At 37.6% G+C, this 25,005-nt stretch carries 27 protein-coding genes; 18 read left to right on the top strand and 9 right to left on the bottom strand.

The genetic code is table 11. The features are described 5' to 3' along the window. Positions 1-187 precede the first annotated feature (187 nt). Together BUB03_RS06840 and BUB03_RS06835 are read left to right on the top strand one after the other, a co-directional pair. The gene (locus BUB03_RS06840) at positions 188-1,015 is read left to right on the top strand and encodes an endonuclease/exonuclease/phosphatase family protein (RefSeq protein ID WP_073062682.1); all 828 of its coding nucleotides are present in this window, start codon (positions 188-190) and stop codon (positions 1,013-1,015) included. 153 nt (positions 1,016-1,168) lie between these two features. Continuing rightward, complete coding sequence (locus BUB03_RS06835) at positions 1,169-3,037, top strand: M1 family metallopeptidase (RefSeq protein WP_073061474.1); 1,869 nt, start codon at positions 1,169-1,171, stop codon at positions 3,035-3,037. A gap of 53 nt (positions 3,038-3,090) precedes the next feature. Here BUB03_RS06835 and BUB03_RS06830 read toward each other — a convergent pair whose 3' ends face one another. The 9 genes from BUB03_RS06830 to clpB all read right to left on the bottom strand — a co-directional run bounded on the left by BUB03_RS06830 (position 3,091) and on the right by clpB (position 11,657). Next, entirely contained in the window at positions 3,091-4,095 is a 1,005-nt protein-coding gene (locus BUB03_RS06830; protein WP_040993683.1) for a zinc metalloprotease, read from the bottom strand. 412 nt (positions 4,096-4,507) lie between these two features. Further along, positions 4,508-5,524 (bottom strand): zinc metalloprotease, encoded by a 1,017-nt coding sequence (locus BUB03_RS06825; protein ID WP_073061471.1) that lies wholly within the window; start codon positions 5,522-5,524, stop codon positions 4,508-4,510. Positions 5,525-5,785: 261 nt separating this feature from the next. Continuing rightward, complete coding sequence (locus BUB03_RS06820) at positions 5,786-6,427, bottom strand: response regulator transcription factor (RefSeq protein WP_040993686.1); 642 nt, start codon at positions 6,425-6,427, stop codon at positions 5,786-5,788. Continuing rightward, positions 6,424-7,209 (bottom strand): sensor histidine kinase, encoded by a 786-nt coding sequence (locus BUB03_RS06815; RefSeq protein WP_073061469.1) that lies wholly within the window; start codon positions 7,207-7,209, stop codon positions 6,424-6,426. The genes BUB03_RS06820 and BUB03_RS06815 overlap by 4 nt, the downstream gene beginning before the upstream one ends. Beyond that, positions 7,179-7,835 carry a hypothetical protein gene (locus BUB03_RS06810; RefSeq protein ID WP_073061467.1) on the bottom strand — a complete coding sequence of 219 codons (657 nt, stop codon included), beginning with the start codon at positions 7,833-7,835 and terminating at the stop codon, positions 7,179-7,181. Before BUB03_RS06810 ends, BUB03_RS06815 begins: the two co-directional genes overlap by 31 nt. 23 nt (positions 7,836-7,858) lie before the next feature. Next, a complete protein-coding gene (locus BUB03_RS06805; RefSeq protein WP_073061465.1) occupies positions 7,859-8,401 on the bottom strand; it encodes a hypothetical protein in 543 nt (180 codons plus the stop codon). 173 nt (positions 8,402-8,574) lie between these two features. Next, positions 8,575-8,727 carry a hypothetical protein gene (locus BUB03_RS21825; RefSeq protein ID WP_155859079.1) on the bottom strand — a complete coding sequence of 51 codons (153 nt, stop codon included), beginning with the start codon at positions 8,725-8,727 and terminating at the stop codon, positions 8,575-8,577. 11 nt (positions 8,728-8,738) lie between these two features. After that, on the bottom strand, positions 8,739-8,915 hold the full coding sequence (locus BUB03_RS21820) for a hypothetical protein (RefSeq protein WP_175547490.1): 177 nt from the start codon (positions 8,913-8,915) through the stop codon (positions 8,739-8,741). A gap of 147 nt (positions 8,916-9,062) precedes the next feature. Further along, positions 9,063-11,657, bottom strand: coding sequence for an ATP-dependent chaperone ClpB (gene clpB / locus BUB03_RS06800; protein WP_040993693.1), 2,595 nt, complete (start codon positions 11,655-11,657; stop codon positions 9,063-9,065). A gap of 470 nt (positions 11,658-12,127) precedes the next feature. On the opposite strand from clpB, the gene BUB03_RS06795 reads away from it, so the two are divergent. The 16 genes from BUB03_RS06795 to BUB03_RS06720 all read left to right on the top strand — a co-directional run bounded on the left by BUB03_RS06795 (position 12,128) and on the right by BUB03_RS06720 (position 24,999). Next, a complete protein-coding gene (locus BUB03_RS06795; RefSeq protein WP_040993695.1) occupies positions 12,128-12,706 on the top strand; it encodes a TetR/AcrR family transcriptional regulator in 579 nt (192 codons plus the stop codon). 195 nt (positions 12,707-12,901) lie between these two features. Continuing rightward, positions 12,902-14,218, top strand: coding sequence for a phenylacetate--CoA ligase family protein (locus tag BUB03_RS06790; RefSeq protein ID WP_073061462.1), 1,317 nt, complete (start codon positions 12,902-12,904; stop codon positions 14,216-14,218). After that, entirely contained in the window at positions 14,218-15,303 is a 1,086-nt protein-coding gene (locus BUB03_RS06785; protein WP_073061460.1) for a 2Fe-2S iron-sulfur cluster-binding protein, read from the top strand. The genes BUB03_RS06790 and BUB03_RS06785 overlap by 1 nt, the downstream gene beginning before the upstream one ends. Before the next feature lie 85 nt (positions 15,304-15,388). Then, positions 15,389-16,330: a 1,2-phenylacetyl-CoA epoxidase subunit PaaA gene (paaA, locus tag BUB03_RS06780; protein WP_040993702.1), complete on the top strand. Its 942-nt coding sequence runs from the start codon at positions 15,389-15,391 to the stop codon at positions 16,328-16,330. Between the two features lie 10 nt (positions 16,331-16,340). Next, the gene (locus tag BUB03_RS06775; protein ID WP_073061457.1) at positions 16,341-16,715 is read left to right on the top strand and encodes a 2-dehydro-3-deoxyphosphooctonate aldolase; all 375 of its coding nucleotides are present in this window, start codon (positions 16,341-16,343) and stop codon (positions 16,713-16,715) included. 3 nt (positions 16,716-16,718) lie between these two features. Further along, the gene (paaB, locus tag BUB03_RS06770; RefSeq protein ID WP_040993707.1) at positions 16,719-17,000 is read left to right on the top strand and encodes a 1,2-phenylacetyl-CoA epoxidase subunit PaaB; all 282 of its coding nucleotides are present in this window, start codon (positions 16,719-16,721) and stop codon (positions 16,998-17,000) included. A 31-nt stretch (positions 17,001-17,031) separates the two neighbouring features. After that, entirely contained in the window at positions 17,032-17,820 is a 789-nt protein-coding gene (gene paaC, locus BUB03_RS06765; protein ID WP_073061454.1) for a 1,2-phenylacetyl-CoA epoxidase subunit PaaC, read from the top strand. Positions 17,821-17,902: 82 nt separating this feature from the next. Continuing rightward, the gene (gene paaD, locus BUB03_RS06760; protein ID WP_073061452.1) at positions 17,903-18,367 is read left to right on the top strand and encodes a 1,2-phenylacetyl-CoA epoxidase subunit PaaD; all 465 of its coding nucleotides are present in this window, start codon (positions 17,903-17,905) and stop codon (positions 18,365-18,367) included. A 228-nt stretch (positions 18,368-18,595) separates the two neighbouring features. Continuing rightward, a complete protein-coding gene (locus BUB03_RS06755) occupies positions 18,596-19,396 on the top strand; it encodes an enoyl-CoA hydratase/isomerase family protein (RefSeq protein WP_073061450.1) in 801 nt (266 codons plus the stop codon). Between the two features lie 36 nt (positions 19,397-19,432). Further along, complete coding sequence (locus tag BUB03_RS06750) at positions 19,433-19,786, top strand: four helix bundle protein (RefSeq protein WP_073061448.1); 354 nt, start codon at positions 19,433-19,435, stop codon at positions 19,784-19,786. Positions 19,787-19,826: 40 nt separating this feature from the next. Continuing rightward, positions 19,827-20,957 carry a 3-hydroxyacyl-CoA dehydrogenase NAD-binding domain-containing protein gene (locus BUB03_RS06745; protein WP_083538876.1) on the top strand — a complete coding sequence of 377 codons (1,131 nt, stop codon included), beginning with the start codon at positions 19,827-19,829 and terminating at the stop codon, positions 20,955-20,957. A 71-nt stretch (positions 20,958-21,028) separates the two neighbouring features. Further along, positions 21,029-21,442, top strand: a complete 414-nt coding sequence (locus BUB03_RS06740; protein WP_040993717.1) for a PaaI family thioesterase — start codon at positions 21,029-21,031, stop codon at positions 21,440-21,442. Positions 21,443-21,544: 102 nt separating this feature from the next. Further along, complete coding sequence (pcaF, locus tag BUB03_RS06735; RefSeq protein ID WP_073061445.1) at positions 21,545-22,750, top strand: 3-oxoadipyl-CoA thiolase; 1,206 nt, start codon at positions 21,545-21,547, stop codon at positions 22,748-22,750. A 96-nt stretch (positions 22,751-22,846) separates the two neighbouring features. Further along, on the top strand, positions 22,847-23,440 hold the full coding sequence (locus BUB03_RS06730) for an acyltransferase (RefSeq protein ID WP_073062680.1): 594 nt from the start codon (positions 22,847-22,849) through the stop codon (positions 23,438-23,440). Positions 23,441-23,518: 78 nt separating this feature from the next. Next, entirely contained in the window at positions 23,519-24,097 is a 579-nt protein-coding gene (locus tag BUB03_RS06725) for a transposase (protein ID WP_073061443.1), read from the top strand. A gap of 74 nt (positions 24,098-24,171) precedes the next feature. After that, entirely contained in the window at positions 24,172-24,999 is an 828-nt protein-coding gene (locus tag BUB03_RS06720) for an alpha/beta hydrolase (RefSeq protein ID WP_073061441.1), read from the top strand. Positions 25,000-25,005 lie beyond the last annotated feature (6 nt).

Genomic DNA, 25,005 nt, shown 5'->3' with positions numbered 1-25,005 from the left:
TCATTCTATCTTCATTTCAAGGATTTGACCGTTAAAACAAAAAGCTAGGCTTCGATTGCTTATCAGGCTATAACCTCTATCCGTCATTTTCCGCCCTTCCTTCATAAATTAACAATAATGTATTTCCAAACCTTCATCATCTCTCGTAAAGATGTTCTATTTTTGTTACTTAATTTAAAATATGGTTATGAATTTCAGATTTTCAATCGTATCCCTGCTGTTCTTTGCATTGGGATTGTCCCAGGACCTTAAGGTAATGAGCTTTAATATCAGGCTGCAGGTAACTTCAGACAAGGAAAATGCCTGGACAGAAAGAAAACAGGATGTTGCAGATTTATTAAATTATTATCATCCCGATTATTTTGGAGTTCAGGAAGCGCTTCCTGAGCAGATGAAAGACATCAAGGCCGGCGTTAAGAATTATGATTATGTAGGAGTGGGACGGGACGACGGAAAAGAAAAAGGCGAATTTTCAGCCATTTTTTACGATACGAACAGGCTCCAGGTAGTAAAATCAGGGACTTTCTGGCTTTCCGAAACGCCGGAAACACCTTCAAGAGGGTGGGATGCTGCCCTTAACAGGATTTGTACTTATGCCGTGTTTAAAGATAAAAAGTCAAAGAAGGAATTTTTAGCGATGAACCTTCACTTCGATCATATCGGGAATGTAGCGAGAGTGAAATCGGCAGACCTTATTTTGAAGAAAATCAAAGAGATCAATCCTAAAAATCTTCCGGTTACCTTAAGTGGAGATTTTAACTTAACGGATGATTCAGAACCGATAAAGATCCTTTCGCAGAATTTAAATGACAGTTTCTACCATTCCGAAACAAAACCTTACGGACCAAAAGGAACATTCACAGGCTTTAATATCAACGAGATTCCTAAAGACAGGATCGATTATATTTTTGTAAAAGGCTTCAGGATAAAATCCCAGAGACATATCAATGACAGACGAGAAAATCTGCTGTATCCATCGGATCATTTCCCGGTTCTTACAGAGTTGTCTTTTTAATTTCTGACTGGTTTACCGATCAATAACTTTTAACCAATTTCTTCGAGAAGTTGGTTTTTATTTTAGGTTCATTCATAAAACATTATTATAAAAGAAATGGTTGCCAGGTCTTACATTTTCGTTAATTTTGATATTTATTTTTAAAAATTACATATGAAACGATTTCTTTATATTCTGGCAATTGCTGTTTCTATGCAACAGATTTCTGCTCAGGAATTATACATGCCAAGGAATATTAAAAAAGCCTATGAAAAAGGAACCAGGGATGCTTCAGGGGCTCCGGGTAAAAACTATTGGCAGAATAAAGGAATTTATAATGTGGAGGTAAAAGTGGATGCCGGAACTAAAACGGTTTCAGGAAAAGAAACGATTACATACACCAATAACAGTCCGGATGCCCTTCAGGAACTGGCTATCAGGTTTGTGAATAACCTTCATAAGCCTCAGTCTCCGAGATCAGGATTTGTATCCAAAGATTTTCTCACTTCCGGGCTTCATATTAAATCATTTATTGTAAACGGGGAAAAATATCAGGTCAACAGTGATGACTGGGGGACTGTAGAAAAAGTAAAGCTGAATAAGATACTTAAGGCCGGAGCTAAAGCTGAGGTGAAAATAGAGTGGGAATATCCTCTTTCCGTACAGAGCGGAAGGGAAGGGCAGATAGATCCTGAAACATTTTATGTTGCCTATTCTTTTCCAAGGATTTCCGTCTATGATGATTATAATGGGTGGGATATGCTTCCTCATTCGGACAGACAGGAATTTTATAACGATTTTAATGATTATAGCTTCGCTATCTCTGCGCCTAAGAATTTTGTAGTATGGGCTACCGGAGACTTTCTGAATCCTGAGGCTGTACTTCAGCCGGAATATTTAAAAAGATATAAATCTTCTCTTAAAAGCGATAAAGTGATCCACATTGCCTCCGAACAGGAAATGAGGTCCGGAAAGGTAACCAAACAAAACAAATGGAATACCTGGAAATTCAGGGCTAATCATATTACGGATTTCTGCTTTGCAATGAGCAATCATTATGTGTGGGATGCATCAAGTGTTCAGCTAAAAACAAAGAGGGCAAGCGTTCAGGCAGGATATAAAAGCGGTGCTAAGGATTTTGAGCACTATGTGGACTGGATGCGTTATAATCTGGATTGGTTTTCAAAAAAATGGCCGGGTGTGGAGTATCCCTACAATGTAATGACGGCTATTCAGGGATATGCTGATATGGAATACCCAATGATGATTAATGATACAAGTATTCCTGATGATCTTCGTGATGCAAGACTTACGGCGGATCATGAGATTGCCCATACCTATTTCCCTTTTTATATGGGAATCAATGAAACCCGTTATGCCTTTATGGATGAAGGCTGGGCTACCACGCTGGAATATCTGATTGGAATTGATGAAAACGGAGAAGAGGCTGCAAAGGAATTCTATAAAAACTTCCGGGTTAAAAGATGGATCAACGATGCTTCTGCTGAGCAGGACCAGCCGGTGATTACCATGAGTACACAGGTGAGCGGAGCCGGGTACGGAAATAATTCTTACGTAAAAGCGTCTCTGTCCTATCTTGCATTGAAAGATTATTTAGGAGATGATCTGTTTAAAAAAGCACTTCTTCATTATATGGATAACTGGAATGGAAAACATCCTGTGCCGTGGGATTATTTTAATTCAATGAATACGGGTTCCGGTAAAAATCTGAACTGGTTCTTTCAAAACTGGTTTTATACGAACAATTATATTGATTTGAAAATAACCGGTGCTTCACAGCTTAATGATCTTCTTACAGTCAATGTAGATAATGTCGGAGGTTTTGCGATTCCTTTTGATGCTGTTCTGAATTATGAGGACGGATCCGTAGAAAGGCTTCATTTTTCACCAGGTCTGTGGGAGAAGAATCAGAAGCAGACAGACCTTACCGTTCCTATTAAAAAGAAAGTAAAGTCGGTCACTTTGGATGGGGATATCTTTATGGATTATACTCCTGAAAATAATACAAAAGTATTAAAATAAAGAAAGCGCCTGAATTGAAAATTCAGGCGCTTTCTATTGAAGTCAAATTGTTATTAATAAACTCTTAGTCCTGCTCTGGCACCTGTAGAAGCTACTACGGACTGAACTCTTGCTTTCTGTCCTGCTGAGAACATGAACATTGCAGCATCGTCTACATAATCCATATAGTTCATGAACATTACAGATCTCTGAACACCTGTACAGGTATTGTATAACGGATAAGTTGGTTTTCCGTAGTTGGCAGTAGTCTGTGTAGGAGTATCTGCAACCTGGTCATTCCCACAGTTGGCATCACCCCAGATATGTCTTAGGTTTAAGTAGTGTCCTACTTCGTGTGTTGCTGTTCTTCCTAGATTGAATGGAGAGGAAGCTCCGGTTTTTCCGAAGAAAGGTGCTGCAATTACCACACCGTCATTCCATAATCCTGCTGATTCAGGGAATGTAGCATATCCAAGAATTGTTTTCCCTTGGCTGGTCATTTTACTTACCACCCAAATGTTTAGATAATTTGTAGGATTAGTTGCATCAATTCCGCCTGAAGAAGCCTGCTTCATTGCATCATTCGTTCTCCAGCTCTTAGTGGCTGTTTGTTTTCTGATAGTGTTTACTAATCTGAACCTCACCTGTGTATCACCTGCGCCTACCGGGACAAATTCAGAAGGAATTTTGTTGACATCTGAATTGGTTCCTGCATAATCGGCATTCAATACGGCAATTTGTTCTGCAATTCTTGCATCTGATACATTTTCCGCAGCAGTGTTATAAAGTACATTCACAATCACCGGAATTTCTACCGAGCCATCTGCAAGAACTTTTCCTAGCTTGATATCGTTGGCAAATTTTTCAGTATTGGCTTCTAAAGCATTAAATTTTTGTCTGAGTTCCGCATTGTTTTTTAATGCTTCCTGTCTTACCTCTTCGGACGCGCATCCTCTTTGCGTCAAACCTGCTGAAGCAATATCTTCATTTACAGGATTTTCATTTTGGTTCGACATATTGTCGCTGTTACAAGCTGACATAAAGCCTAATACAACGGCTCCCAATAATAATTTTTTCATAAGTTGTTATTTTGTATAGTTTCAGATTGTGAATTTATATGATTATAAATTATTATGCAACTTATTTTTGATTTTATTATTAATATATTAAATTTTTAGCTTATTCATTGTTGTTTCATTTGCTAATGTGTTGTTTATTTGATTTTATGTTAATTTTAATAATGAGAGGAAAATAATTTAAGATTTTTAAAATTTATAGTAAAATTTTAATTTTTTTAGAGTCTTGAATAGATTATTTGCTTCACTATTAATAAGGATTGCAGCAGGTAATTTTTTAAGCCAAAATTCTATTATTGGAAACATTTCCTGCATTTTTTTCCAATGGCTTCTGATAGGTAAGTCTTAAATACTCATCATTAAAAAAGCCTGAAGTTTTTCTTCAGGCTCGTATTTAAATTAATTTGGATAGTAATTATCTTAATCCGGCTCTTGGTCCGGCTGCTGCTACTACAGCCTGCATTCTTGTTTTCTGGTTGGCAGAGAACATGAACATAGCTTTATCATCTACATAATCCATATAGTTCATGAACATTTGGGAACGGCTTACTCCTCCACAAACCCTGTTTAATGGGTAAGTAGGAGTACCATAGTTAGGTCCCGGAGAAACTGGGGTATCGTTAGAGTAATCGGTCTGACAGCCTGTGTCGGAAGATCCCCAAAGGTGAGGCAGGTTTAAGTAGTGGCCCACTTCGTGTGTAACGGTTCTTCCTAAGTTAAACGGAGCGGAAGCACCTGTTTTTCCGATATATTGGTAACCTATTACAAGACCGTCATACCATAATCCCGCAGATTCAGGATAGTAGGCGTATCCGAGAGTTCCCGGCTGGTTATTCTCGTCAAGAATAGAATTAACTACCCAGATGTTCAGGTTTTTAGTTGGATCAGTTGCATTGATCCCTCCTGTTGTGGATTTTTTCATTTCTTCCAGATCCGATCTCCAGCCTGTTTTTGTATATTGCTTTCGGTTGGTTGCTACCAGCTTGAAGCTGATTTTAACATTTCCTGCGGCTGATGGCTGAAATGCTGCAGGTATTTTATTAATGTCAGAATTGGTCGCCGAATAATCAGCATTCAGTACTGCGATCTGTTCTGCAATTCTTGCATCAGAAATGTTCTGTGCTGAAGTGTTGTAGATTACATTGAAAACAACCGGTATTTCAACAGTTCCATCGGCAAGTACCTTGCCCATCGTTAAATCTCTTGAAAACTTTTCAGATTGTAATTCATTGGCTTCAAATCTGGCTCTAAGTGCCGGATCATTTTGAAGATTCTTTTCTCTTATAAGGTCAGAAGGGCAACTTCTTTTTGCATTGGTAAACCCTACTGGAGCACCCGAATCCTGGGATATTTCCTCCTGGTTTGAAATATTATCACTGTTACACGCTGACATGAAGCCCAGAACGAGAGCTCCGAATAATAGTTTTTTCATAATAAATTATAAATGGTTTGGTCCCCAAATTTATATTATAAAAAATTAATACACAAAATATTTTCACAAATATTTGAATATTTTTCATTCAATACCTATTAATATTGAATATTATTTGGTTTTTTATCGTTTTAGTTGAATTTTAATCATATCACCAATGTGTGTTTAAAATATTTTATTGGTAAACGTGTTTTTGTTTAAAATAATCAGGAGATATGTCTGAATTGATTTATATTTTTAATTTGATTTCCTGTCTTTGGATCAACCGGCAAAACCATTTTTAATTGCGAAAACGGCCAGCCCAACCCGCGTTTTAAGATCCAGCTTATCACACAACTGATCTCTGTAGCTTTCTACCGTTCTCGGACTGCAACACATTTTGTCTGCAATTTCCTTATAACTTAGCTCTGTGACGGTATATTTCAGGAATTCTCTTTCGCGGTCGGATATTTTTACAGCATTTTCTGCTTCTTTTTCCTTGTTCAGGTTAGAGAATATAATTTTGGATGCCCATTCCGGGTAGAAGAATCCATCAGAATTTAATTTTGTGAGTGCAGTTTCAAGATCCTTCGGATGGGTATTTTTCAGCAAATATCCTTTTGCTCCGTTTTTGATCATTTTAATAACGCTGTTATCATCTCCCTGCATGCTGAGTGCCATCACTTTAATGTCCGGATGGTGCAGTGTAAGCCAGGCGGCAGTTTCAAAGCCGTCCATAATGGGCATACTGATATCCAGCAGAACGATATCCGGGATTTTACCGTTATCTTCAAATTTCTGGATCAGGTCTTTTCCGTTTTCACATACATAAATGACTTCAAATTCATTAAAATTATCAATGATTCCTTCAAGTGCTTTGGCAATCAGTATGTGATCATCAACAATCACTATTGTTTTTTTCATGGCTGTTTCTTTAAAATAATATGGAGTGAAGTTCCGGTATTTTCCTGACTCTCAAGAGTGAAATCGGCACCTATGATTGCCGCTCTGTTTTTCATATTGGTCAGGCCTATGCCGTTTGATTTTATTTTCTCGCTGTCAAATCCAATGCCATCATCTTTAAGGCTCAGTTCCCAAAGGATATTTTCGGATGTGTTCAGTTTGATCAATATATTTTTACAGTTGGCGTGCTTGATGCTGTTCTGGATAAATTCCTGTGTAATCCTGAGCAGTACATTTTTGTGGACAAAGCTCAGGTCAAGCTGCCTGAAATTATGTTCAAAAGTTACATGGCATCTTTTAAACGTATTGGTATTGTCTACCTCCTCCTGAATCAAAGTTACAATTTCCTTTTGGTTTATATTGTCGTCTGTCAGGGTTTTTGAAAGACTTCTGAGGTCCTGGAGCGATTGGTTGATGATCTGAGACACCTGATCGATCCTTTCACTTACTTCAGGAACTCTGTTTTCGTAGAGAAGCTGCTGGGTGTAAAGGCTTACCAGTGTAAGTTTCTGCCCGATATTGTCATGAAGCTCACGGCCGATCTGCTGCATGGTAGCCTGCTGAATTTCAAGCTGTGTAGCGAGAAGCTCACGCTTGTGAATTTCGTTTTTTACTTCAATTTCATTCATATATTCTCTTTTGCGTTGTTTGTATTTGCGGATATAAACCATCACTGCAATAACAAACAATACAAAGAAGATATTGAATAAGATTAAGGTTGTGAAGAGCTCTGTTTTCCCCATATGAATGAAATTGAGAATAATAAATACATAATGATCCCTGAGATCAGAAAATAGGAAAAATAAACATTATAAATTTCTCTGTAATTTTTTATAAGAGTAAAAAATGTCCAGAAGGGAAGTGTTCCTATGTAAAATAGGGTGACTCCCAAATTAATATAAAACATCTTGTTCCTGCTGAAATTCAGAATATCGGAAGAATTAATCTGCTTATAATATTCCATAATAACGAGTACCATGAGCATCAGGCATCCAAAAGTATAATTAAAAGAGAAAATTATCTTTTTGGAAGTGAAAAAAGATTCGCTGGGAAGAAATGACAATAAATATAACAACGAAAGCAAATAAAACAGTTTTGGTTTCCCCAATGATTTTGAAGCATAAAGCCAATAAAAGAAAAGGAACTCAACAGGAATCACAAAGTAGTTGTAAAACTTTGGTTTGTCATATTCTATAAATAAATGCCCCCATCTTCCTATTACTTCACACAGGAACATAAGTATAAGATAAAGGGAAAAATACTTCCAATGTCTTTCTTTACTGCTGTTAAAGTAAATAATGGATATTATGGCAGCGAGACCTTCGGCCCAGATTAAAGATTGTTGAAGTATATTCTGAAAATCAGTCATGTGTGTTGTGGAAATTGATTATTTTAATTAGAAAAATGCTCGACCTTTGGATTTTCCGGCGGAGATAGAGCTCCATGGTTTTCTGCAATCGTTTCCGGAGAAACGGGAGTACCTCCTTTCGATGCCATAGCTAATGAGGAGCCGGCATTTAAAGGACAGAAATCGTAATTAAGCATTTCCCCGTTCTCATCCGCTTTTTTAAGGGTAGGGATCATCACCAGGGTATGTCTTTCTGCATATTCCAATTCTACAGGATGGCTTTCCATGATAGCCCAGTCTTCAGCTTTTGGATAGGCTGCGTAATAAAACCTGATGCCCAAATCTTCTTCAGAAACTTCAGGATTTACTTTTTTCGCTTCACTCTCTATACAGGCAATAAATTTTTTAAGTTTGGGAAGATCAAACCAGATCGCGTGGGAATCGGTAATTCCCATTTCTTTATTCACAGCCTGCATTTGGTTATTTCTGTAGTTGTCTATCAACTTCTGAACAAGATCAGAGGCGATAGTATTTGCAGCTGAAACAGCTCCAAGTGATCCACTCTCAAAAGTAGGTTTTGTTTCCATAATGTTAGTTTTATAAAAGAATGTTAGTTAGTAGTGCAAATTTCGTAAAAAATAAGCAGTAAACTGATGTGTTTTTTCCTGTTTATTTTCCGTGTTTTTACGGATTGTACATTAGGATATAAAATGATAAACCCTCAGATAGCCTGAGGGTTATATATTTTATAAAATTTCTTTTAAATACAAGGATATCTTCTGGGATCTCTGCAGATATTCCCCGTTGAGCAGCATAAGCCTGTAGGGCAGTTCATATTAATATCGCACTCTACTATTTCAGCAGAAACACCTCCGCTGATTTTCTTTAAATCATGTCTTTTTAGCTTTTTCATAAAATTAATTTTTAAAGTTCAAGAACTGGTTGGCATTCTGTCTGTGCGCATGCAAGACTTATTTCGGTACAGTATTCCGTAACGCAGTTGCTGCTTACAGAGCCGTCAGAATAAGTTATTGTTATGCATCTGCAATCTTTTTTTCCGCCTAAAATGGTTTTTAGCGCATTTCTTTTTAGCTTTTTCATACTGATTTTGTTTTAGTTATAATTTGATGAGATATAAATGTACAAATATTTCACAAGATTTGGATAAATTTAATCTTCAAAAAAATAAGTGATGCAGATTGGGCTGCACCACTTACTTACAAAAATAATATATATGAAAAAAACTACTTATTGATCTGCCGGTCTGAAAACCAAACCGGTCTCTTCGAAATAATCCAGGGCAATCCTGTCGCCGTCATTTACTTTTCCTGCAAGGATCTCTTTGGATAATTTATTTAAAACTTCCTGCTGGATCACTCTTTTCAGTGGTCTCGCTCCGAAAGAAGGATCATATCCTTTATTCATCAGGTAATCTATCGCATCCTGAGTGGCAGTCATGATAATGTTGCGTTTAGCCAGCATCTCATTAAACCCTCTCAGCTGATACTGAACAATTTTTCCGATTTCTTTTCTGCTCAAAGGCTGGAACAGTACCACTTCATCTATTCTGTTCAGAAATTCAGGTCGCAAGGTCTGTTTCAGAAGATCAAAAACTTCATCCTTGGTTTTATCAACGATCTCATCCTGGTTTTCGTCCGTAATATTTTCAAAGTTCTCCTGGATCAGATGTGAACCTAAATTCGAAGTCATAATGATAATTGAATTCTTGAAGTTTACGACACGTCCTTTATTATCCGTCAAACGTCCGTCATCCAGAACCTGAAGCAAAGTATTGAAAACATCAGGATGTGCTTTTTCAATCTCATCAAGCAGAACTACAGAATAAGGTCTTCTTCTTACCGCTTCCGTCAGCTGTCCGCCTTCATCATAACCTACATATCCCGGAGGAGCTCCTACCAGTCTGGAAACACTGTGTCTTTCCTGGTATTCACTCATGTCGATTCTCGTCATGTTATTCTCGTCATCGAATAGATATTCTGCCAGGGCTTTAGCCAGCTCTGTTTTACCGACACCTGTTGTTCCTAAGAATAAGAAAGACCCGATAGGTTTTTTCTCATCACTTAATCCAGCTCTGTTCCTTCTGATTGCATCTGCAACGGCTCCGATAGCTTCATCCTGTCCAACTACACGGTGGTGGAGCTCCGTTTCAAGATTCAACAGTTTTTCTCTTTCGGACTGAAGAAGCTTAGTTACAGGAATTCCTGTCCATTTAGCAATAACTTCAGAAATGTTTTCAGCAGTAACTTCCTCCTTGATCAATTCATTCTGATGATTTTGCATCTCCAGTTCCAGTTTTTGCAAAGCATCTTCTTTCTCCTTAATTTTTCCGTACTGGATTTCTGCTACTTTTGCGTAGTCTCCTGCTCTTGAAGCCTTTTCTGCTTCGAGTTTCAAAGACTCAATATCTTTTTTAAGCTGAGTTAAATCCTCAGATTTCTGTTTCTCTTTAAGCCATTTCGCATTGATCTCATTTCTTTCCTCTGAAATTTTAGCGATATCTTCCTTTACATGATCAATCTTCGTCTGGTTGCCTTCTCTTGAAATGGCGGCCAGCTCAATTTCCAGCTGCATTAATCTTCTGTCCAGAACATCAAGCTCTTCCGGTTTTGAATTGATCTCCATCCTTAATTTTGCGGAAGCCTCATCAATAAGGTCAATGGCCTTATCCGGTAAAAAACGGTCCGAAATATATCTTTGGGACATTTCCACCGCGGCGATGATCGCTTCATCTTTGATTCTTACTTTGTGGTGAGCCTCGTATTTATCCTTAATACCACGCAGAATGGAAATTGCGGACTCCGTATCCGGTTCTTCCACCATTACTTTCTGGAAACGTCGTTCCAATGCTTTATCTTTTTCAAAATACTTCTGGTATTCATTCAAAGTGGTGGCACCAATCGCTCTTAATTCACCTCTTGCCAAAGCCGGTTTAAGAATGTTTGCAGCATCCATAGCTCCTTCACCGCCTCCTGCTCCCACCAAAGTGTGGATCTCGTCGATAAAAAGAATGATCTGTCCTTCAGATTTGATGACTTCATTCACTACAGATTTCAGACGCTCCTCAAACTCACCCTTATATTTAGCTCCGGCAATCAGAGCACCCATGTCCAGTGAATATAAAGTCTTGTCCATCAGATTTTCAGGAATATCCCCTGAAATAATACGGTGTGCAATACCTTCTGCAATTGCGGTTTTACCTACACCGGGCTCCCCGATGAGGATCGGGTTGTTTTTTGTTCTTCTCGAAAGAATCTGCAGCACCCTTCTGATTTCTTCATCACGCCCGATCACCGGATCCAGCTTTCCTTCCGCTGCTAATTCGTTGAAGTTTTTTGCATATTTATTTAAAGACTGGTAAGTCTCCTCTGAGCTTGCAGACGTTGCCTTACTTCCTTTTCTTAATTCTTTAATGGCACCTTCCAAAAGGCTTTTGGTAACGCCCATATCTTTTAACATTTTGGATACTTCAGAACTGGTTTCCAGTAGTGATAACCATAAATGCTCTATCGTGACATATTCGTCACCCATTTTTTTGGCGATATTCGGGGCATCCAGCAAAACTTTGTTGGCCGATTGAGAGAGGTAAATATTTCCTCCCTGAACTTTTGGAAGCTTTTCAATATTTTCTCTGTTTCGCTCCCTAACCAGATTGGCGTCTGCTTCAGACTTCTTTAATAGGAAAGGCGAAATATTTTCATCTACCTGAAAAATACCTTCAAGTATATGTTGCGGCTCTATACTCTGGTTGCCAAATTCCATAGCAGTCTGCTGTGCTGCCTGGATGGCTTCTTGTGATTTTACAGTATATTGGTTTAAGTTCATATTTTTTATGTTTTGTGTAATAATTTGTTTTTTGGTTCAGTTTTAAAAAGACATCAAGAAACCAAATTTTCAGGCCTGGTTTCCTAATGCCATCAATTATTTAATCATTTAATCGGTTAGTTTATTTCAAAAACCGTTCAATTATTAAATTTACAAAAAATATGGACAAATTTTCCGGATTATCCATTTTTAACGTTAAATTAACTTGACAAATTTTCCGATTCTTCAATATTTGATTTAAAATAATGGAAAAACCGTCATATTGAAGAAAACGCGAAATTGTAAAAACGAAGAAAAATTGTATCAGACGACCTCTTCATATCAGCTTTACTTAGAATTCCCCTCCACTGGAGGGGTGGCAAATCGCAGATTTGACGGGGTGGTTCTACAAAACTCCCACTCCTGTGTCTAAAATCATCATTTTAAATTAATTTATTAATCTCAGAATAATTACTTTTGCATTTTACCAGATGGAGCTTAAAGAAAAACAAAGGAAAATTTTAGACGTAGCCGTAGAACTTTTCAAAGAGAAAGGTTACATGGGCAGCTCGGTTCGGGACCTGGCTACAAAGCTTAATATAAAAGCTGCGTCACTGTATGCCCATATTCGTTCAAAAGAAGAAATTCTTGAATGGATCTGTTTTGGTATCGCACAGGAATTTTTTGATGAACTCCAGGAAGTAAAAAATACAGACATTGCGCCAAAAGATAAGCTCAATTTATTTTTAGATAAACACTTATCGGTCGTTCTTAAGAACAGGGATGTTACTCATATTTACTCGAATGAATGGAGGCATCTTGAAGAAAGGCTGCCCGAATTTATTGAACTCAGGAAAAACTATCAGGAAGAAGTGGAGCAATTGATTTCCGAGATTTATAAAGCTGAAAACTGGGAGCTGAAATCGCCGACTTTTACAACAAGATTCATTCTTCATACCCTGAACAACTCTTATTTCTGGTTCAAAAGAAATACAGAATCTACCACCGAAATCACCGACGAAATCCGAGCTAAGCTTCTCTATGGCCTCCTGGGGAATCAGCCACGTTAATAGTAAAAGCAAAAAGTTAATAAAACAAAGAAGGTTATTTGCCCATTTACTTATTCACTTTCATAGCCTTCTTAACTATATTCAACATAGTATTCGTTATTTAGAATCATTCAAAATATGACAAAAATCATAAAAATTTTGCCAGCATAGAAATTCTTTTTAAATTTACACCTAACAAATGTTAGTTAGTTGAATATGGATTTTTCAGTTGAATATATAAGGCTCGACCAGTTGAGACAGCTTCAGTCTGACCGGTTGACAGATTTGGTCGGCTATCTTGGGGAGAGATCAGAATTTTATAGAGGGAAATTTAATGAATCGGGAATATCTCCACAGGATATAAGGTCAATTGAAGATATCACGAAACTTCCGATCACTTACAAACAGGATTTGAGGGATAATTATCCGTTTGGATTGTTTACAGTTCCGAAAAATGAGCTTCAGAGGATTCACTGTTCCAGTGGAACAACGGGAAAACCTACAGTGGTAGGCTACACCAAAGAAGATGTTGATCTTTTCAGCGAAGTAGTCGCCAGATCGTTGTATGCGGCAGGGGCTAGGCCGGGAATGCAGCTGCACAATGCCTACGGATACGGAATTTTTACCGGAGGATTAGGACTTCATTATGGGGCGGAAAAATTAGGAATGAGCGTTCTTCCGATTTCCGGGGGAATGACGGCCAGACAGGTCGATCTGATTCTTGATTTTAAACCTGAAGTCATTTGCTGCTCACCGTCTTACGCTTTGACAATTGCTGATGAATTTGCCAACAGAGGGATTTCTGCAGATGAAATCAGTCTTAAATATGCTGTATTAGGCTCAGAGCCATGGACGGAAATTATCAGAAACCATATTGAAGAAAGATTAGGTCTTCATGCAACCAATATCTACGGATTAAGCGAGATCATAGGTCCCGGAGTGTCCATGGAAGACTATGAAGAGAAAGGAGGGGCTTACATCTGGGAAGATCATTTTTATCCGGAAATTTTAGACCCGGTTACCAAACAACCCGTTCCCTTTGGAGAAGAGGGTGTTTTGGTAATTACGACTTTAACGAAAAAAGCAATGCCGCTCCTGCGTTACTGGACGAATGATATTACAAGCCTTTACTATGATGAAAATGCTAAAAGGACCATGGTAAAGATGAAACCCATCAAAGGAAGGGCAGACGATATGCTGATCGTAAGAGGGGTAAACGTTTATCCAAGCCAGATAGAAGAAGCATTTTCTCATGTAAAAGGAGTGGTTCCCAACTATTACCTGACCCCTGTTGAAAAGGAACAAATGTGCGTAGCATTGGATATTGACGTAGAAATTGATGATGAATTGGTGAAAGAGCAGAAAATATATGCAGATACCGATGATTATTTTAATTTTGTCGGCAGCTTCGGAAAAAACATAGAAAACGAAATAAAAAAGAGGGTAGGAATTACCACGAAAGTAAAAATCCATGCCCAGGACAGCCTGCCAAAGTGCGAAGGTGGAAAAATTAATAGAATACTTAAAAAATAATGAATTCATTTTATAAACTTAAAACGGTAAAAGTTCAGAAAGATACCCCTGACGCGGTAAACGTGGCAGTAGAAATTCCTGAGGAGCTGAAGGATAAGTTCAGGTTCAAGCAGGGACAGTATCTTAATTTCCGTATGATGATCGACGGGAATGAAGAAAGACGCTCTTATTCTATCTGTAATGCTCCAAGTGAAAAAAGCAATACGCTGGAAGTACTGGTTAAGCTTTTGGAAGGTGGAAGGGTTTCAGGATATTTTAATGAGCATCTTCATATGGACGAGGTACTGGAAGTAATGCCTCCGATGGGCGGTTTCAATACTTCTTATCATCCCAGCAATGTAAAAACCTATGTAGGTTTGGCAGCGGGGAGTGGTATAAGCCCGGTTTTATCCAATATTAAGGAAAGTCTTTATCAGGAGCCCAACAGCTGTGCTTATCTGTTCTACAGCAACAGAAGCATGAATCATGTAATGAAAAGGTCCGAAATTGATAAGTTGGTTGAGCAGTTTAACGGAAGGCTGAAGGTAATCTATCTGGTAAGCCGTGAAAAACATGAAGATCCTGTATTCGAAGGAAGAATTTCCGCAGAAAAACTGGAGCAGCTCTTTGAAAGATATACGGATATTGATGTAAAAGAAGCTACGTATTTTATCTGCGGACCAGCAGAAATGATCAAAGGGATAGCAGACTATCTGAAGAAAGATAAAAAAGTACCTGCTATCCAGGTATTGTTTGAATATTTTACAGCTCCCGACGAAGAAAATTCCGAGGAAATGAGTGAAGAATTCAAAGCGATAGCCAATATTGAAAGTATGGTAACGGTCATCATTGATGATGATGAATATTCGTTCCACCTAAATTCCAAAAAAGAAAGTATCTTAGATAAAGCATTAAAAGACAATCTCCCGGTGCCGTTTGCATGTAAAGGAGGAGTATGCTGTACGTGTAAAGCAGAAGTTCTTGAAGGAGAAGTTTTCATGGAAAAGAATTTTGCGCTTACCGAAGAAGAAGTAGCCAGAGGTTATGTTCTGACATGTCAATGCCACCCGACTACCAATGTGGTGATGCTTAATTATGATGTTTAATTCAATTTGAAAAATGTGGTAATGTGTTAATCTGAAAATTAATTGATACATTATCAAATTTTCAAATTTTCAAATTAAAAAAATTATGGACTTAGAAAAATTTGTTCAATACGTTCACGAAGAAAATAAGGTAGAACCAAAAGATATCATGCCTGATGATTACAGGAAACTTTTGGTACGTCAGATCTCACAGCATGCCCATTCTGAAATTGTAGGAATGCTGCCGGAAGCCAACTGGATCTCAAGAGCTCCTTCATTAAGAAGAAAAATGGCTCTTTTGGCAAAAGTTCAGGACGAAGCGGGACATGGCTTATATCTGTACGCTGCAACCGAAACTCTTGGAAACGGAACCATCAGAGCGGATAGGGATGCTACTTATGATGATATGCTTTCAGGTAAAGCAAAATATTCAAGCATTTTCAATTACCCTACATTAAGCTGGGCAGATATTGGAGCTATCGGCTGGCTGGTAGATGGTGCTGCCATCATGAACCAGGTAATGCTGATGGGGAACTCTTACGGGCCCTATTCAAGAGCGATGGTGAGAATCTGTAAAGAAGAATCTTTCCACCAAAGACAGGGGTATGAAATTTTAATGGCACTTTGCCGTGGTACCAAACAACAGAAAGAAATGGCTCAGGCTTCGCTTAACCGTTTCTGGTGGCCGGCTTTAATGATGTTTGGCCCTAACGACGACAGTTCTCCAAACTCTAAAATCTCTATGAATTACAGAGTAAAACGTGAGAGTAACGACAGTCTTCGTCAGAGATTCATTGATGTTACCGTTTCTCAGGCTGAGTTTTTAGGATTAACAATTCCGGATAAAGACCTGAAGTGGAACGAGGAAAGACAGCATTATGATTTCGGGGAACTTCCGTGGGATGAGTTCATGGAAATCCTTAAAGGAAACGGACCTGCCAATAAAAAGCGTATCGAGACCAAAAGAAAAGCTCAAAGAGAAAATGCATGGGTAAAAGAGGCAGCAGTGGCTTTTGCTGAAAAAAGTGCAAAAACAATAGAAAAATAATCATCAAATTATGAAAAGAACATTGGTATTCCTTTTTTCATCATTAATATTTTTAATGGCATGCGGTACTCAATCTGTGGCAACAAATGTTTTTGATGATACTTATGGATATTCAGAAAAAAATCCGGTGAAGTTAGGCAATTTAAACCCTGCAAACTCGATTGAATATTTATCATCATTAACAGGTCCCAATGGAGAGGAAATCAGTTTTGACAGACTGGGAAGTTGCTGTGCTTTTAAGACTAAAAATGCATTAATCGGAGATATGGGACTTCTTGATAAATATCGGGTTACTTATGAAGGTAAAAAAGATACCGTTTATCTGTATATGAATATTTATGATAAAGCAGAATTAGGAACACCAAAAGGATTTAAAAGAAAATAAGATATGAGTCAATTAGATATGTGGGAAGTGTTTATTCAGACTAAACCGGGATTATCCCACAAACACGCCGGAACAGTTCAGGCACCAACAGCAGAAATGGCTTTGCAGAATGCAAGAGACGTTTATACAAGAAGAAAAGAAGGAACCTGCGTATGGGTAGTTCCGAGTAAATATATCATCAGCTCCGAAGGAATGGATCAGGATGCGTTTTTCGATCCTGCAGATGACAAATTATACCGTCATCCAACGTTCTACGATATTCCTAATGATGTAAAAAATATGTAAAACAGCTGACCGGCCGCTAGCTGCCTGCAATTTGCTAAAAGCTAGAAGCCAAAAGCCAAAAGCTAAAATAATGAATCCACTATATAATTATTTATTGAAATTTGCCGATGACAGTTTCATCATGGGACAGAGGTTATCCGAATGGTGTGGTGAAGGCCCATATCTGGAAGAAGATATTGCTTTGACGAATATTGCCCTGGATGAACTCGGGCAGGCGAATAACTTTTATCAGTATGCTTCAAGGGTTGCTGATAACGGTAAAAGTGAAGATGACCTGGCATTTCTAAGGTATGAACATGAATATGTAAATGCCCACTGGGTAGAACTTCCCAATGAAGATTATGCACAGACCATTCTTAAAGTATACGTTTTCTCTGTATACCAGAAACTGATGTATGAAGCATTATCCAATTCTGCGGATGAACAGCTTTCTGCTCTTGCTCAGAAATCTTTGAAAGAAGTAAAATACCACTATACCCATGCTTCTTCATGGATGAAAATCTTTGCCCAGGGAACGGAAGAAAGTAAAAGCCGTTTGGTAAAAGCTATTGAAAATATCTGGGAGTATACCAAAGGCTTGTTCGCAAAAGTGGAAGGAGAAGATGATTTAATTTCTTTAAACATTGCTCCGGATGTTGATGAATTATACAAAGAATTTGTAGCGATTACAACAAAAGATTTCCAGGAATATGGATTGGCATTTCCGGAAAACCCATTCATGCAGCCAAAATCCAGAACAGGATATCATACAGAATATTTCGGATACATTCTTTGTGAGCTTCAGTATATGCAGAGAGCTTATCCGGGGTGTACGTGGTAATTTTTAAAATGGAACAATGTAATATTTTACCAATGTAGCAATTAATTGTTAGACTGTTATATTGTTGAACTGGTACATTAAAATGAATAATTTATTAAACATACTATCCCAGGTTCCAGATCCCGAAATTCCGGTGATCAACGTTGTGGAGCTAGGTATTGTAAGAGAGGCGAAAGTGACAGGTGAAAATACCTGTGAAGTAACCATAACGCCCACTTACTCTGCCTGTCCTGCCATGTTTACCATTGAGGAAGATATCATGAAAATCATGAAGGAAAACGGCTGGGATGCCAAAGTAGTCACCAAAATGTTTCCCATATGGACAACGGATTGGCTGACGGATGAAGCAAGAGAAAAACTCCGTGCTTACGGAATTACACCTCCTGAAAAAGGAGCAGATGAACATCACATCGGGAAACCGAAAAAATGTCCGCGTTGTGGCTCTATGAATTCAAAACAGATCAGCAGATTCGGTTCCACCTTGTGTAAGGCTTCTTACCAGTGCCTGGACTGCCTGGAACCTTTTGATTATTTTAAATGCCATTGATTAATGTAACAATATATCGATGTACCGGTTTACCAATTCCAAAATAACTATTACATCGTTTGACAAATATATTGCTAAATTATTTTGATGTTATGCATAACTACTTATTGTTACATAATTAAACTGTTAGATTGTTACATTATATAGATTGTTAGATTATTTTATATTGTTAAATTAGAGCAGTGTAATTTTTAATTCTTTTAATCTTTAATTTTTAAATTTAAAACCATGTATACACAACTTGATATTGAAACGCATTTTGACGGGAAACTGAAAGTAGCTTACCTCAATCAGCCAGAAACCATGAACGCGCTTACCAAGCCCTCTTTATCAGATCTAAAAGATTTTATTAAAGAATGCAGCGAAGACCCGACAGTAAGATGCGTGGCAATCTCAGGAAGAGGAAGAGCTTTCTGCTCCGGCCAGAATCTGGATGATGCCTTTGTACAGGGCAACGAGCACCATGATAACGATATCATCAGAAAAATTGTAGTAGACTACTACAACCCGCTGGTAACGGAGATTACGCGTTGTAAAAAACCTGTTGTGGCATTGGTGAATGGTCCTGCAGTAGGAGCAGGTGCTATGCTGGCCCTGATCTGCGACTTCGTTTTAGCCGTAGATAAATCTTATTTTTCTCAGGCATTTTCGAATATAGGATTGATTCCTGATACAGGAGGAACTTATTTCTTACCAAAATTATTGGGAAGACAGTTAGCCAACTACTTGGCATTTACAGGAAAAAGGCTGTCAGCTGAAGAATCCAAATCGTATGGTTTGGTGGCTGAGGTTTTCACAGAAGAAGAATTTGTTCCTAAATCTATGGAGATCCTTGAAAAAATGTCAAATATGCCGACTGCCGCCATTAAATTAACCAAAAAAGCCTTTGCTCAGTCTTACAGCAATACATTAAAGGAACAGTTGGAATTGGAAGGAGATTTACAGCAGGAAGCAGCAGAAACAGAAGATTTTATAGAAGGTGTAAACGCCTTTTTACAGAAAAGAAAACCTGAATATAAAGGAAAGTAAATCAATTTGAAAATGAATTAATTTGAGAATTCGGAAATGAGAAATGACAAAGAAAATGTTATTGTAAATAAGACTTTCGATTTTGCATTAAATATTATTGAATTTTCAGAAGAATTATATAAAGTTAACAAATTTTCTCTGGCCAATCAGATTTTTAAATCGGGAACATCAATTGGTGCAAATGTCAGAGAAGCCCAGAATGCGGAAAGTAAAGCCGATTTTATTCATAAATTAAAAATTGCAGCTAAAGAAGCTGATGAAACTGAATATTGGCTTTTGTTGTGTTTACAATCTCCACATTTACAATCTCCGAGCGAAAAAATGTTATCGGATTTGAGGGAAATTCTATTAATTCTGTCTAAAATCATTTCAAGCTCAAAGCTTAAATAATTTTCAAATTAGCTCATTTTCAAATTTTCAAATTAAAATTATGAATGTAGGAATTATCGGTGCTGGGACTATGGGAATCGGCATTGCACAAGTAGCCGCAACGAACGGATGCAAAGTCTGGGTATATGATGCCAATCCAAAACAGGTAGAAACAGCCACTGTAGGTTTAGAAAAAACATTAACCAGACTGGTTGACAAGCAGAAAATTTCGGCAGAAAAAATGGTTGAAATTTTAGCTAATATTTCCATCGCTACAGAACTGAAAGACTTTAAAGATTGCGGGCTGATTATAGAAGCCATCATCGAAAACAAAGACATAAAAACCAAAGTATTTACAGAGCTCGAAACCTATGTTTCCGAAGACTGTATCATCAGTTCCAACACATCATCCATTTCTATCACCTCTCTCGGTGCAGAACTAAAGAAGCCGGAACGCTTCATTGGAATTCACTTCTTCAATCCGGCTCCATTAATGCCTTTGGTTGAAATTATTCCATCTTTACTTACAGAAAAATCATTAGCTGAAAAAATGTATAACCTCATGAAAGAGTGGGGTAAAATGCCTGTAATTGCTAAAGATATTCCCGGGTTTATCGTCAATAGGATTGCCCGTCCTTACTATGGTGAAGGTTTGAGGATTGTTGAAGAAAATATAGCAACTCCTGAGCAGGTGGACGAAGCCATGAGAACGCTTGGAAACTTTAAAATGGGACCTTTTGAACTGATGGATCTGATTGGTGTTGATGTGAATTTTGCTGTAACGACAACCGTTTACAAAGATTATTTCTACGATCCGAAGTATAAACCGTCCCTTCTTCAGCAAAGGATGTCCGAAGCCAAACTTCATGGCAGAAAAACAGGAAAAGGTTTCTACAATTATGCTCAAGGTGCAGAAAACCCGGCAGCTCAGAAGGATGATGCCTTATATCAGCAGATCTTTTTAAGAATTATTTCAATGTTGATTAATGAAGCGGTAGAAGCCAAAAGATTAGGTGTTGCCAGCGATGAAGATATCGAACTGGCAATGCAGAAAGGAGTCAACTACCCGAAAGGATTATTAGCCTGGGGAAAAGAAATCGGTTATTCAAAAATCTCTGAAACCCTTCAAAATCTTTACGAAGAATATCAGGAAGAAAGGTACAGACAAAGCCCTTTACTTCGTAAAATGTAAAAATATAAAAATGTAACAGTGTAGCAATTATTGGTACATCGGTAAACTGTTACATTGGTAAATTAAAAATTATGACGCCAAGACAAGTTGCAGATTATATGTTCGGTCAGGATTATTTTTCCCAATGGATGAATATCAAACTGATTGAAGTCAAAGAAAACTATTGTTTAATAGAAATGCCCATCAAAAAAGAAATGATTAATGGGCTTAAAACCGTTCACGGAGGCGTTACGTTTGCGTTCGCAGATTCTGCACTGGCCTTTTCGTCAAACAGTTCCGGAGACGCAGCCGTTGCCCTGAACTGTATCATCAATTTTACCAAAGCAGGAAAAGAAGGTGATATTTTCAGAGCAGAGAGTATTCTCGTGAACAATACCAGAAAAACAGCCGTTTACGATATTAAAATTACCAATCAAAACAGTGAATTGGTAGCTAAATTCGTCGGAACCGTTTATAAAATAGGAAAAAAAGTAACTGAACTATAAATTTGGGAATTTGAGAATGAGGTAATTTGAAAATTGTTTTAAATGCCTTATCACTATCTCATTTTCAAATTCTCAAATTAACATATTTTCAAATTAAAATAAATGAACAACGTATACATCATAGACTACGTACGAACGCCAATTTCAAAATTGCAGGGAGGATTATCAGAAGTAAGAGCTGATGATCTGGCAGCAGTAGTTATTAAAGAAATTATAGCCAGAAACCCTGAATTACCGGTAGATGAAATTGAGGATGTTATTTTCGGATGTGCCAACCAGGCAGGAGAAGATAACCGTAATGTAGCCAGAATGGCTCTTCTATTGGCCGGGTTACCATACAAAATCGGGGGCGAAACGGTAAACAGGCTTTGTGCATCGGGAATGTCAGCAGTAGCCAATGCATTCAGATCTATTGCAGCCGGAGAAGGAGAAATTTATATTGCAGGTGGGGTAGAGCATATGACACGTTCACCTTATGTAATGTCAAAACCAAGTATGGCCTTCGGAAGAGACAGCCAGATGTTTGATACCACTTTCGGATGGCGTTTTGTCAATCCGAAAATGAAAGAAATGTATGGAGTAGATGGAATGGGGGAAACAGCTGAAAACTTAGCAGATATGCACAATATCAGCAGAGAAGATCAGGATAAATTTGCTCTTTGGTCTCAGCAGAAAGCTACAAAAGCCCAGGAGAGTGGAAGACTGGCAGAAGAAATTGTAAAAGTTGAAATTCCACAGAAAAAAGGAGAACCTAAAATTTTTGAAACAGACGAATTCATTAAGCCGACATCCTCAATGGAAGGCCTTGCCAAACTTCGTCCCGCTTTCAGAAAAGAAGGAACCGTAACTGCAGGAAATGCGTCAGGAATGAATGATGGAGCAGCTGCCCTTATCCTTGCAAGCGAAGAAGCCGTAAAAAAATATGGTTTAAAACCAAAAGCTAAAATATTGGGATCTGCCGTAGCTGGCGTTGAACCAAGAATTATGGGAATCGGACCTGTGGAAGCCACACAAAAACTATTAAAAAGATTAAACCTTTCCCTTGATGATATGGATATCATTGAACTGAACGAAGCATTTGCAGCACAGGCTTTGGCAGTAACCAGAACCTTAGGTTTAAAAGACGATGATTCAAGAGTTAATCCGAACGGAGGAGCTATTGCTATAGGGCATCCGCTGGGAGTTTCCGGGGCAAGAATCGTTGGTTCTGCTGCTATTGAACTTGAAAAACAGAATAAAAAATATGCATTGTGTACCCTCTGTATCGGTGTCGGGCAGGGCTATGCAATGGTCATTGAAAAAGTATAAATCAATTTGAAAATGGGGTAATTTTAGAATTTGAAATGTTTCAGCATGCTAATCATTTTCAAATTAATTCATTTTCAAATTTTCAAATTAAATAAAATGAACATCTACTCATACCACGGCATACGTCCTATCATCAAGCCCTCTGCCTACATTCATCCGCAGGCGGTAATCATTGGGAACGTAGAAATCGGTGAAGAAGTATATATCGGGCCCAATGCCGTGATCCGCGGCGACTGGGGGAAAATTATCATTAAAGACGGAGCCAATGTTCAGGAAAACTGTACTCTTCATGTATTTCCGAATATTGAAACCATTCTGGAAGAATCTGCCCATATCGGACATGGAGCGATCATCCATTCCGGACATATCGGTAAAAACTGCCTTGTTGGAATGAATTCCGTAGTGATGGACAAAGCCGTTATCGGTGATGAATGTATCATTGGCGCCTTAGCGTTTGTTCTTGCCAACTTCAAATGTGAGCCGAGAAAACTCATCGTAGGAAGTCCGGCAAAAATCATCCGTGATGTTTCTGATGAAATGATCCACTGGAAAACAGAAGGTACCAAACTTTACCAGCAGCTGGCTAGAGAAGGAAAAGAAGCCATTCTTCCATGTGAGCCCTTCTCGGAATATGTAGAACAGACTGCTACCAAAACGGTTGATTACAGTATTTGGGATGATGTGAAATAATTGTCCTTAATAAACCTCATAGGTTTTGAAAACCTATGAGGTTTGAATATAAAACACACACACAAATGAAAAAAATAAATGTCAAATACAGAAAATTTTGAATATGAATATGTGTATCACATTTACTCTCATGCAAATGGAAGAGATTTAATTTTTAGAGAAGAAGAAAATTATAAATATTTTTTAGATAAGCTTGTAAAATATATTGTTCCAATAGCTGAAATATATGCATATTGTTTAATGCCAAATCATTTTCATTTATTGGTAAGATTTAAAAGTGAAGATCAAATTCCAAATGAAGATGAACATAAATATTTAATGAAACAGTTTAGTAATTTATTAAATGGTTATGCAAAAGCTTATAATAAAAGATATAATCGAAAAGGTTCTCTTTTTCTTGATTATTTAAAACGCAAAAGAGTGAATGATAGTGAGTATTTGATAAAACTATTTCATTATATCCACAATAATCCGGTTAATCATGGATTTGTTGAAGATATTAAAGATTGGAAATATTCATCTTATCATTCTTATATTAATTTGGCTAAAGAAAGTAAAATTGAAAGAACAGAAATGATGCAGTATTTTGATACAGTAAATGATTTTATAGAATATCATCAATCAAATGTTGAATATGATTTCTTAACAATTAAATAAAATATTTTGATTCAAACCTCATAGGTTTCTAAAACCTATGAGGTTTTGAAAGACAACCAGTAATAAAATAAAGTATGATCAAAAAAATCCTCGCACTCTTCAGTATTCTTTTTGCTTTCCAATTCATGGTTTTAGCCCAGAGTGAAAATGTAAAACCTCTGACTATCGGAGAAGTACGAACATTAAAATCTAAGATATTAAATGAAGACAGAACCTTAAACATTTATCTTCCTCAAGGATTTGACAAAGCAAAATCCTATCCGGTAATTTATCTTCTGGATGGCTCAATAAATGAAGACTTCATTCATGTAACCGGGCTCGTTCAGTTCTTTAATCAAATGTATTCCATGCCGGAGACCATTGTGGTGGGAATTGCCAATATCGACCGGAAAAGAGATTTTACCTTCCACACAGATTTAAAAGATTTACAGCAGGATTATCCTACCACAGGCCATTCTGACAAGTTTATCAATTTTTTGGAAAAAGAATTACTGCCCTACATAGGATCCCAGTATAAAACAACAGACAGGTATTTGTTCGGACAGTCATTGGGAGGGCTTCTTGCTACAGAAATCCTTTTTAAAAAGCCGGAAATGTTCAATAATTATTTTATCATCAGCCCAAGTTTATGGTGGGATGATCAAAGCCTTTTGAAGCAGACCCAGCTACTGTCTAAAAGCCCGGATACAAAGAAATTTGTTTATGTGTCTGTAGGTAAAGACGAACATCCGGTGATGGTAAAAGATGCAGGAACTCTTTATGAGACCCTTCAGAAAGCCGGCAAAAAAAACTGGACTGTTGAATATAAAATGATGGAAACAGACAATCATGCCACCATTCTTCACAGAAGTTTGTATGAAGGTTTGGTGAAAATGTTTCCGTATAAAGAACCCCAAAAGTAATCAGAA

Origin of the sequence: Chryseobacterium oranimense, from assembly GCF_900129755.1 — a bacterium.
GTDB lineage: Bacteria > Bacteroidota > Bacteroidia > Flavobacteriales > Weeksellaceae > Chryseobacterium > Chryseobacterium oranimense.
Note: the sequence above shows the minus strand (reverse complement) of the source record. Positions and strands in the feature narration are given on the sequence as shown.

What these genes read in the sequence shown, in the direction of transcription:
- BUB03_RS06840 (WP_073062682.1), top strand. Translation starts at nt 188, where the DNA reads ATGAATTTCAGATTTTCAATCGTATCCCTGCTGTTCTTTGCATTGGGA.
- BUB03_RS06835 (WP_073061474.1), top strand. Translation starts at nt 1,169, where the DNA reads ATGAAACGATTTCTTTATATTCTGGCAATTGCTGTTTCTATGCAACAG.
- BUB03_RS06830 (WP_040993683.1), bottom strand. Translation starts at nt 4,095, where the DNA reads ATGAAAAAATTATTATTGGGAGCCGTTGTATTAGGCTTTATGTCAGCT.
- BUB03_RS06825 (WP_073061471.1), bottom strand. Translation starts at nt 5,524, where the DNA reads ATGAAAAAACTATTATTCGGAGCTCTCGTTCTGGGCTTCATGTCAGCG.
- BUB03_RS06820 (WP_040993686.1), bottom strand. Translation starts at nt 6,427, where the DNA reads ATGAAAAAAACAATAGTGATTGTTGATGATCACATACTGATTGCCAAA.
- BUB03_RS06815 (WP_073061469.1), bottom strand. Translation starts at nt 7,209, where the DNA reads ATGGGGAAAACAGAGCTCTTCACAACCTTAATCTTATTCAATATCTTC.
- BUB03_RS06810 (WP_073061467.1), bottom strand. Translation starts at nt 7,835, where the DNA reads ATGACTGATTTTCAGAATATACTTCAACAATCTTTAATCTGGGCCGAA.
- BUB03_RS06805 (WP_073061465.1), bottom strand. Translation starts at nt 8,401, where the DNA reads ATGGAAACAAAACCTACTTTTGAGAGTGGATCACTTGGAGCTGTTTCA.
- BUB03_RS21825 (WP_155859079.1), bottom strand. Translation starts at nt 8,727, where the DNA reads ATGAAAAAGCTAAAAAGACATGATTTAAAGAAAATCAGCGGAGGTGTT.
- BUB03_RS21820 (WP_175547490.1), bottom strand. Translation starts at nt 8,915, where the DNA reads ATGAAAAAGCTAAAAAGAAATGCGCTAAAAACCATTTTAGGCGGAAAA.
- clpB (WP_040993693.1), bottom strand. Translation starts at nt 11,657, where the DNA reads ATGAACTTAAACCAATATACTGTAAAATCACAAGAAGCCATCCAGGCA.
- BUB03_RS06795 (WP_040993695.1), top strand. Translation starts at nt 12,128, where the DNA reads ATGGAGCTTAAAGAAAAACAAAGGAAAATTTTAGACGTAGCCGTAGAA.
- BUB03_RS06790 (WP_073061462.1), top strand. Translation starts at nt 12,902, where the DNA reads ATGGATTTTTCAGTTGAATATATAAGGCTCGACCAGTTGAGACAGCTT.
- BUB03_RS06785 (WP_073061460.1), top strand. Translation starts at nt 14,218, where the DNA reads ATGAATTCATTTTATAAACTTAAAACGGTAAAAGTTCAGAAAGATACC.
- paaA (WP_040993702.1), top strand. Translation starts at nt 15,389, where the DNA reads ATGGACTTAGAAAAATTTGTTCAATACGTTCACGAAGAAAATAAGGTA.
- BUB03_RS06775 (WP_073061457.1), top strand. Translation starts at nt 16,341, where the DNA reads ATGAAAAGAACATTGGTATTCCTTTTTTCATCATTAATATTTTTAATG.
- paaB (WP_040993707.1), top strand. Translation starts at nt 16,719, where the DNA reads ATGAGTCAATTAGATATGTGGGAAGTGTTTATTCAGACTAAACCGGGA.
- paaD (WP_073061452.1), top strand. Translation starts at nt 17,903, where the DNA reads ATGAATAATTTATTAAACATACTATCCCAGGTTCCAGATCCCGAAATT.
- BUB03_RS06755 (WP_073061450.1), top strand. Translation starts at nt 18,596, where the DNA reads ATGTATACACAACTTGATATTGAAACGCATTTTGACGGGAAACTGAAA.
- BUB03_RS06750 (WP_073061448.1), top strand. Translation starts at nt 19,433, where the DNA reads ATGAGAAATGACAAAGAAAATGTTATTGTAAATAAGACTTTCGATTTT.
- BUB03_RS06745 (WP_083538876.1), top strand. Translation starts at nt 19,827, where the DNA reads ATGAATGTAGGAATTATCGGTGCTGGGACTATGGGAATCGGCATTGCA.
- BUB03_RS06740 (WP_040993717.1), top strand. Translation starts at nt 21,029, where the DNA reads ATGACGCCAAGACAAGTTGCAGATTATATGTTCGGTCAGGATTATTTT.
- pcaF (WP_073061445.1), top strand. Translation starts at nt 21,545, where the DNA reads ATGAACAACGTATACATCATAGACTACGTACGAACGCCAATTTCAAAA.
- BUB03_RS06730 (WP_073062680.1), top strand. Translation starts at nt 22,847, where the DNA reads ATGAACATCTACTCATACCACGGCATACGTCCTATCATCAAGCCCTCT.
- BUB03_RS06725 (WP_073061443.1), top strand. Translation starts at nt 23,519, where the DNA reads ATGTCAAATACAGAAAATTTTGAATATGAATATGTGTATCACATTTAC.
- BUB03_RS06720 (WP_073061441.1), top strand. Translation starts at nt 24,172, where the DNA reads ATGATCAAAAAAATCCTCGCACTCTTCAGTATTCTTTTTGCTTTCCAA.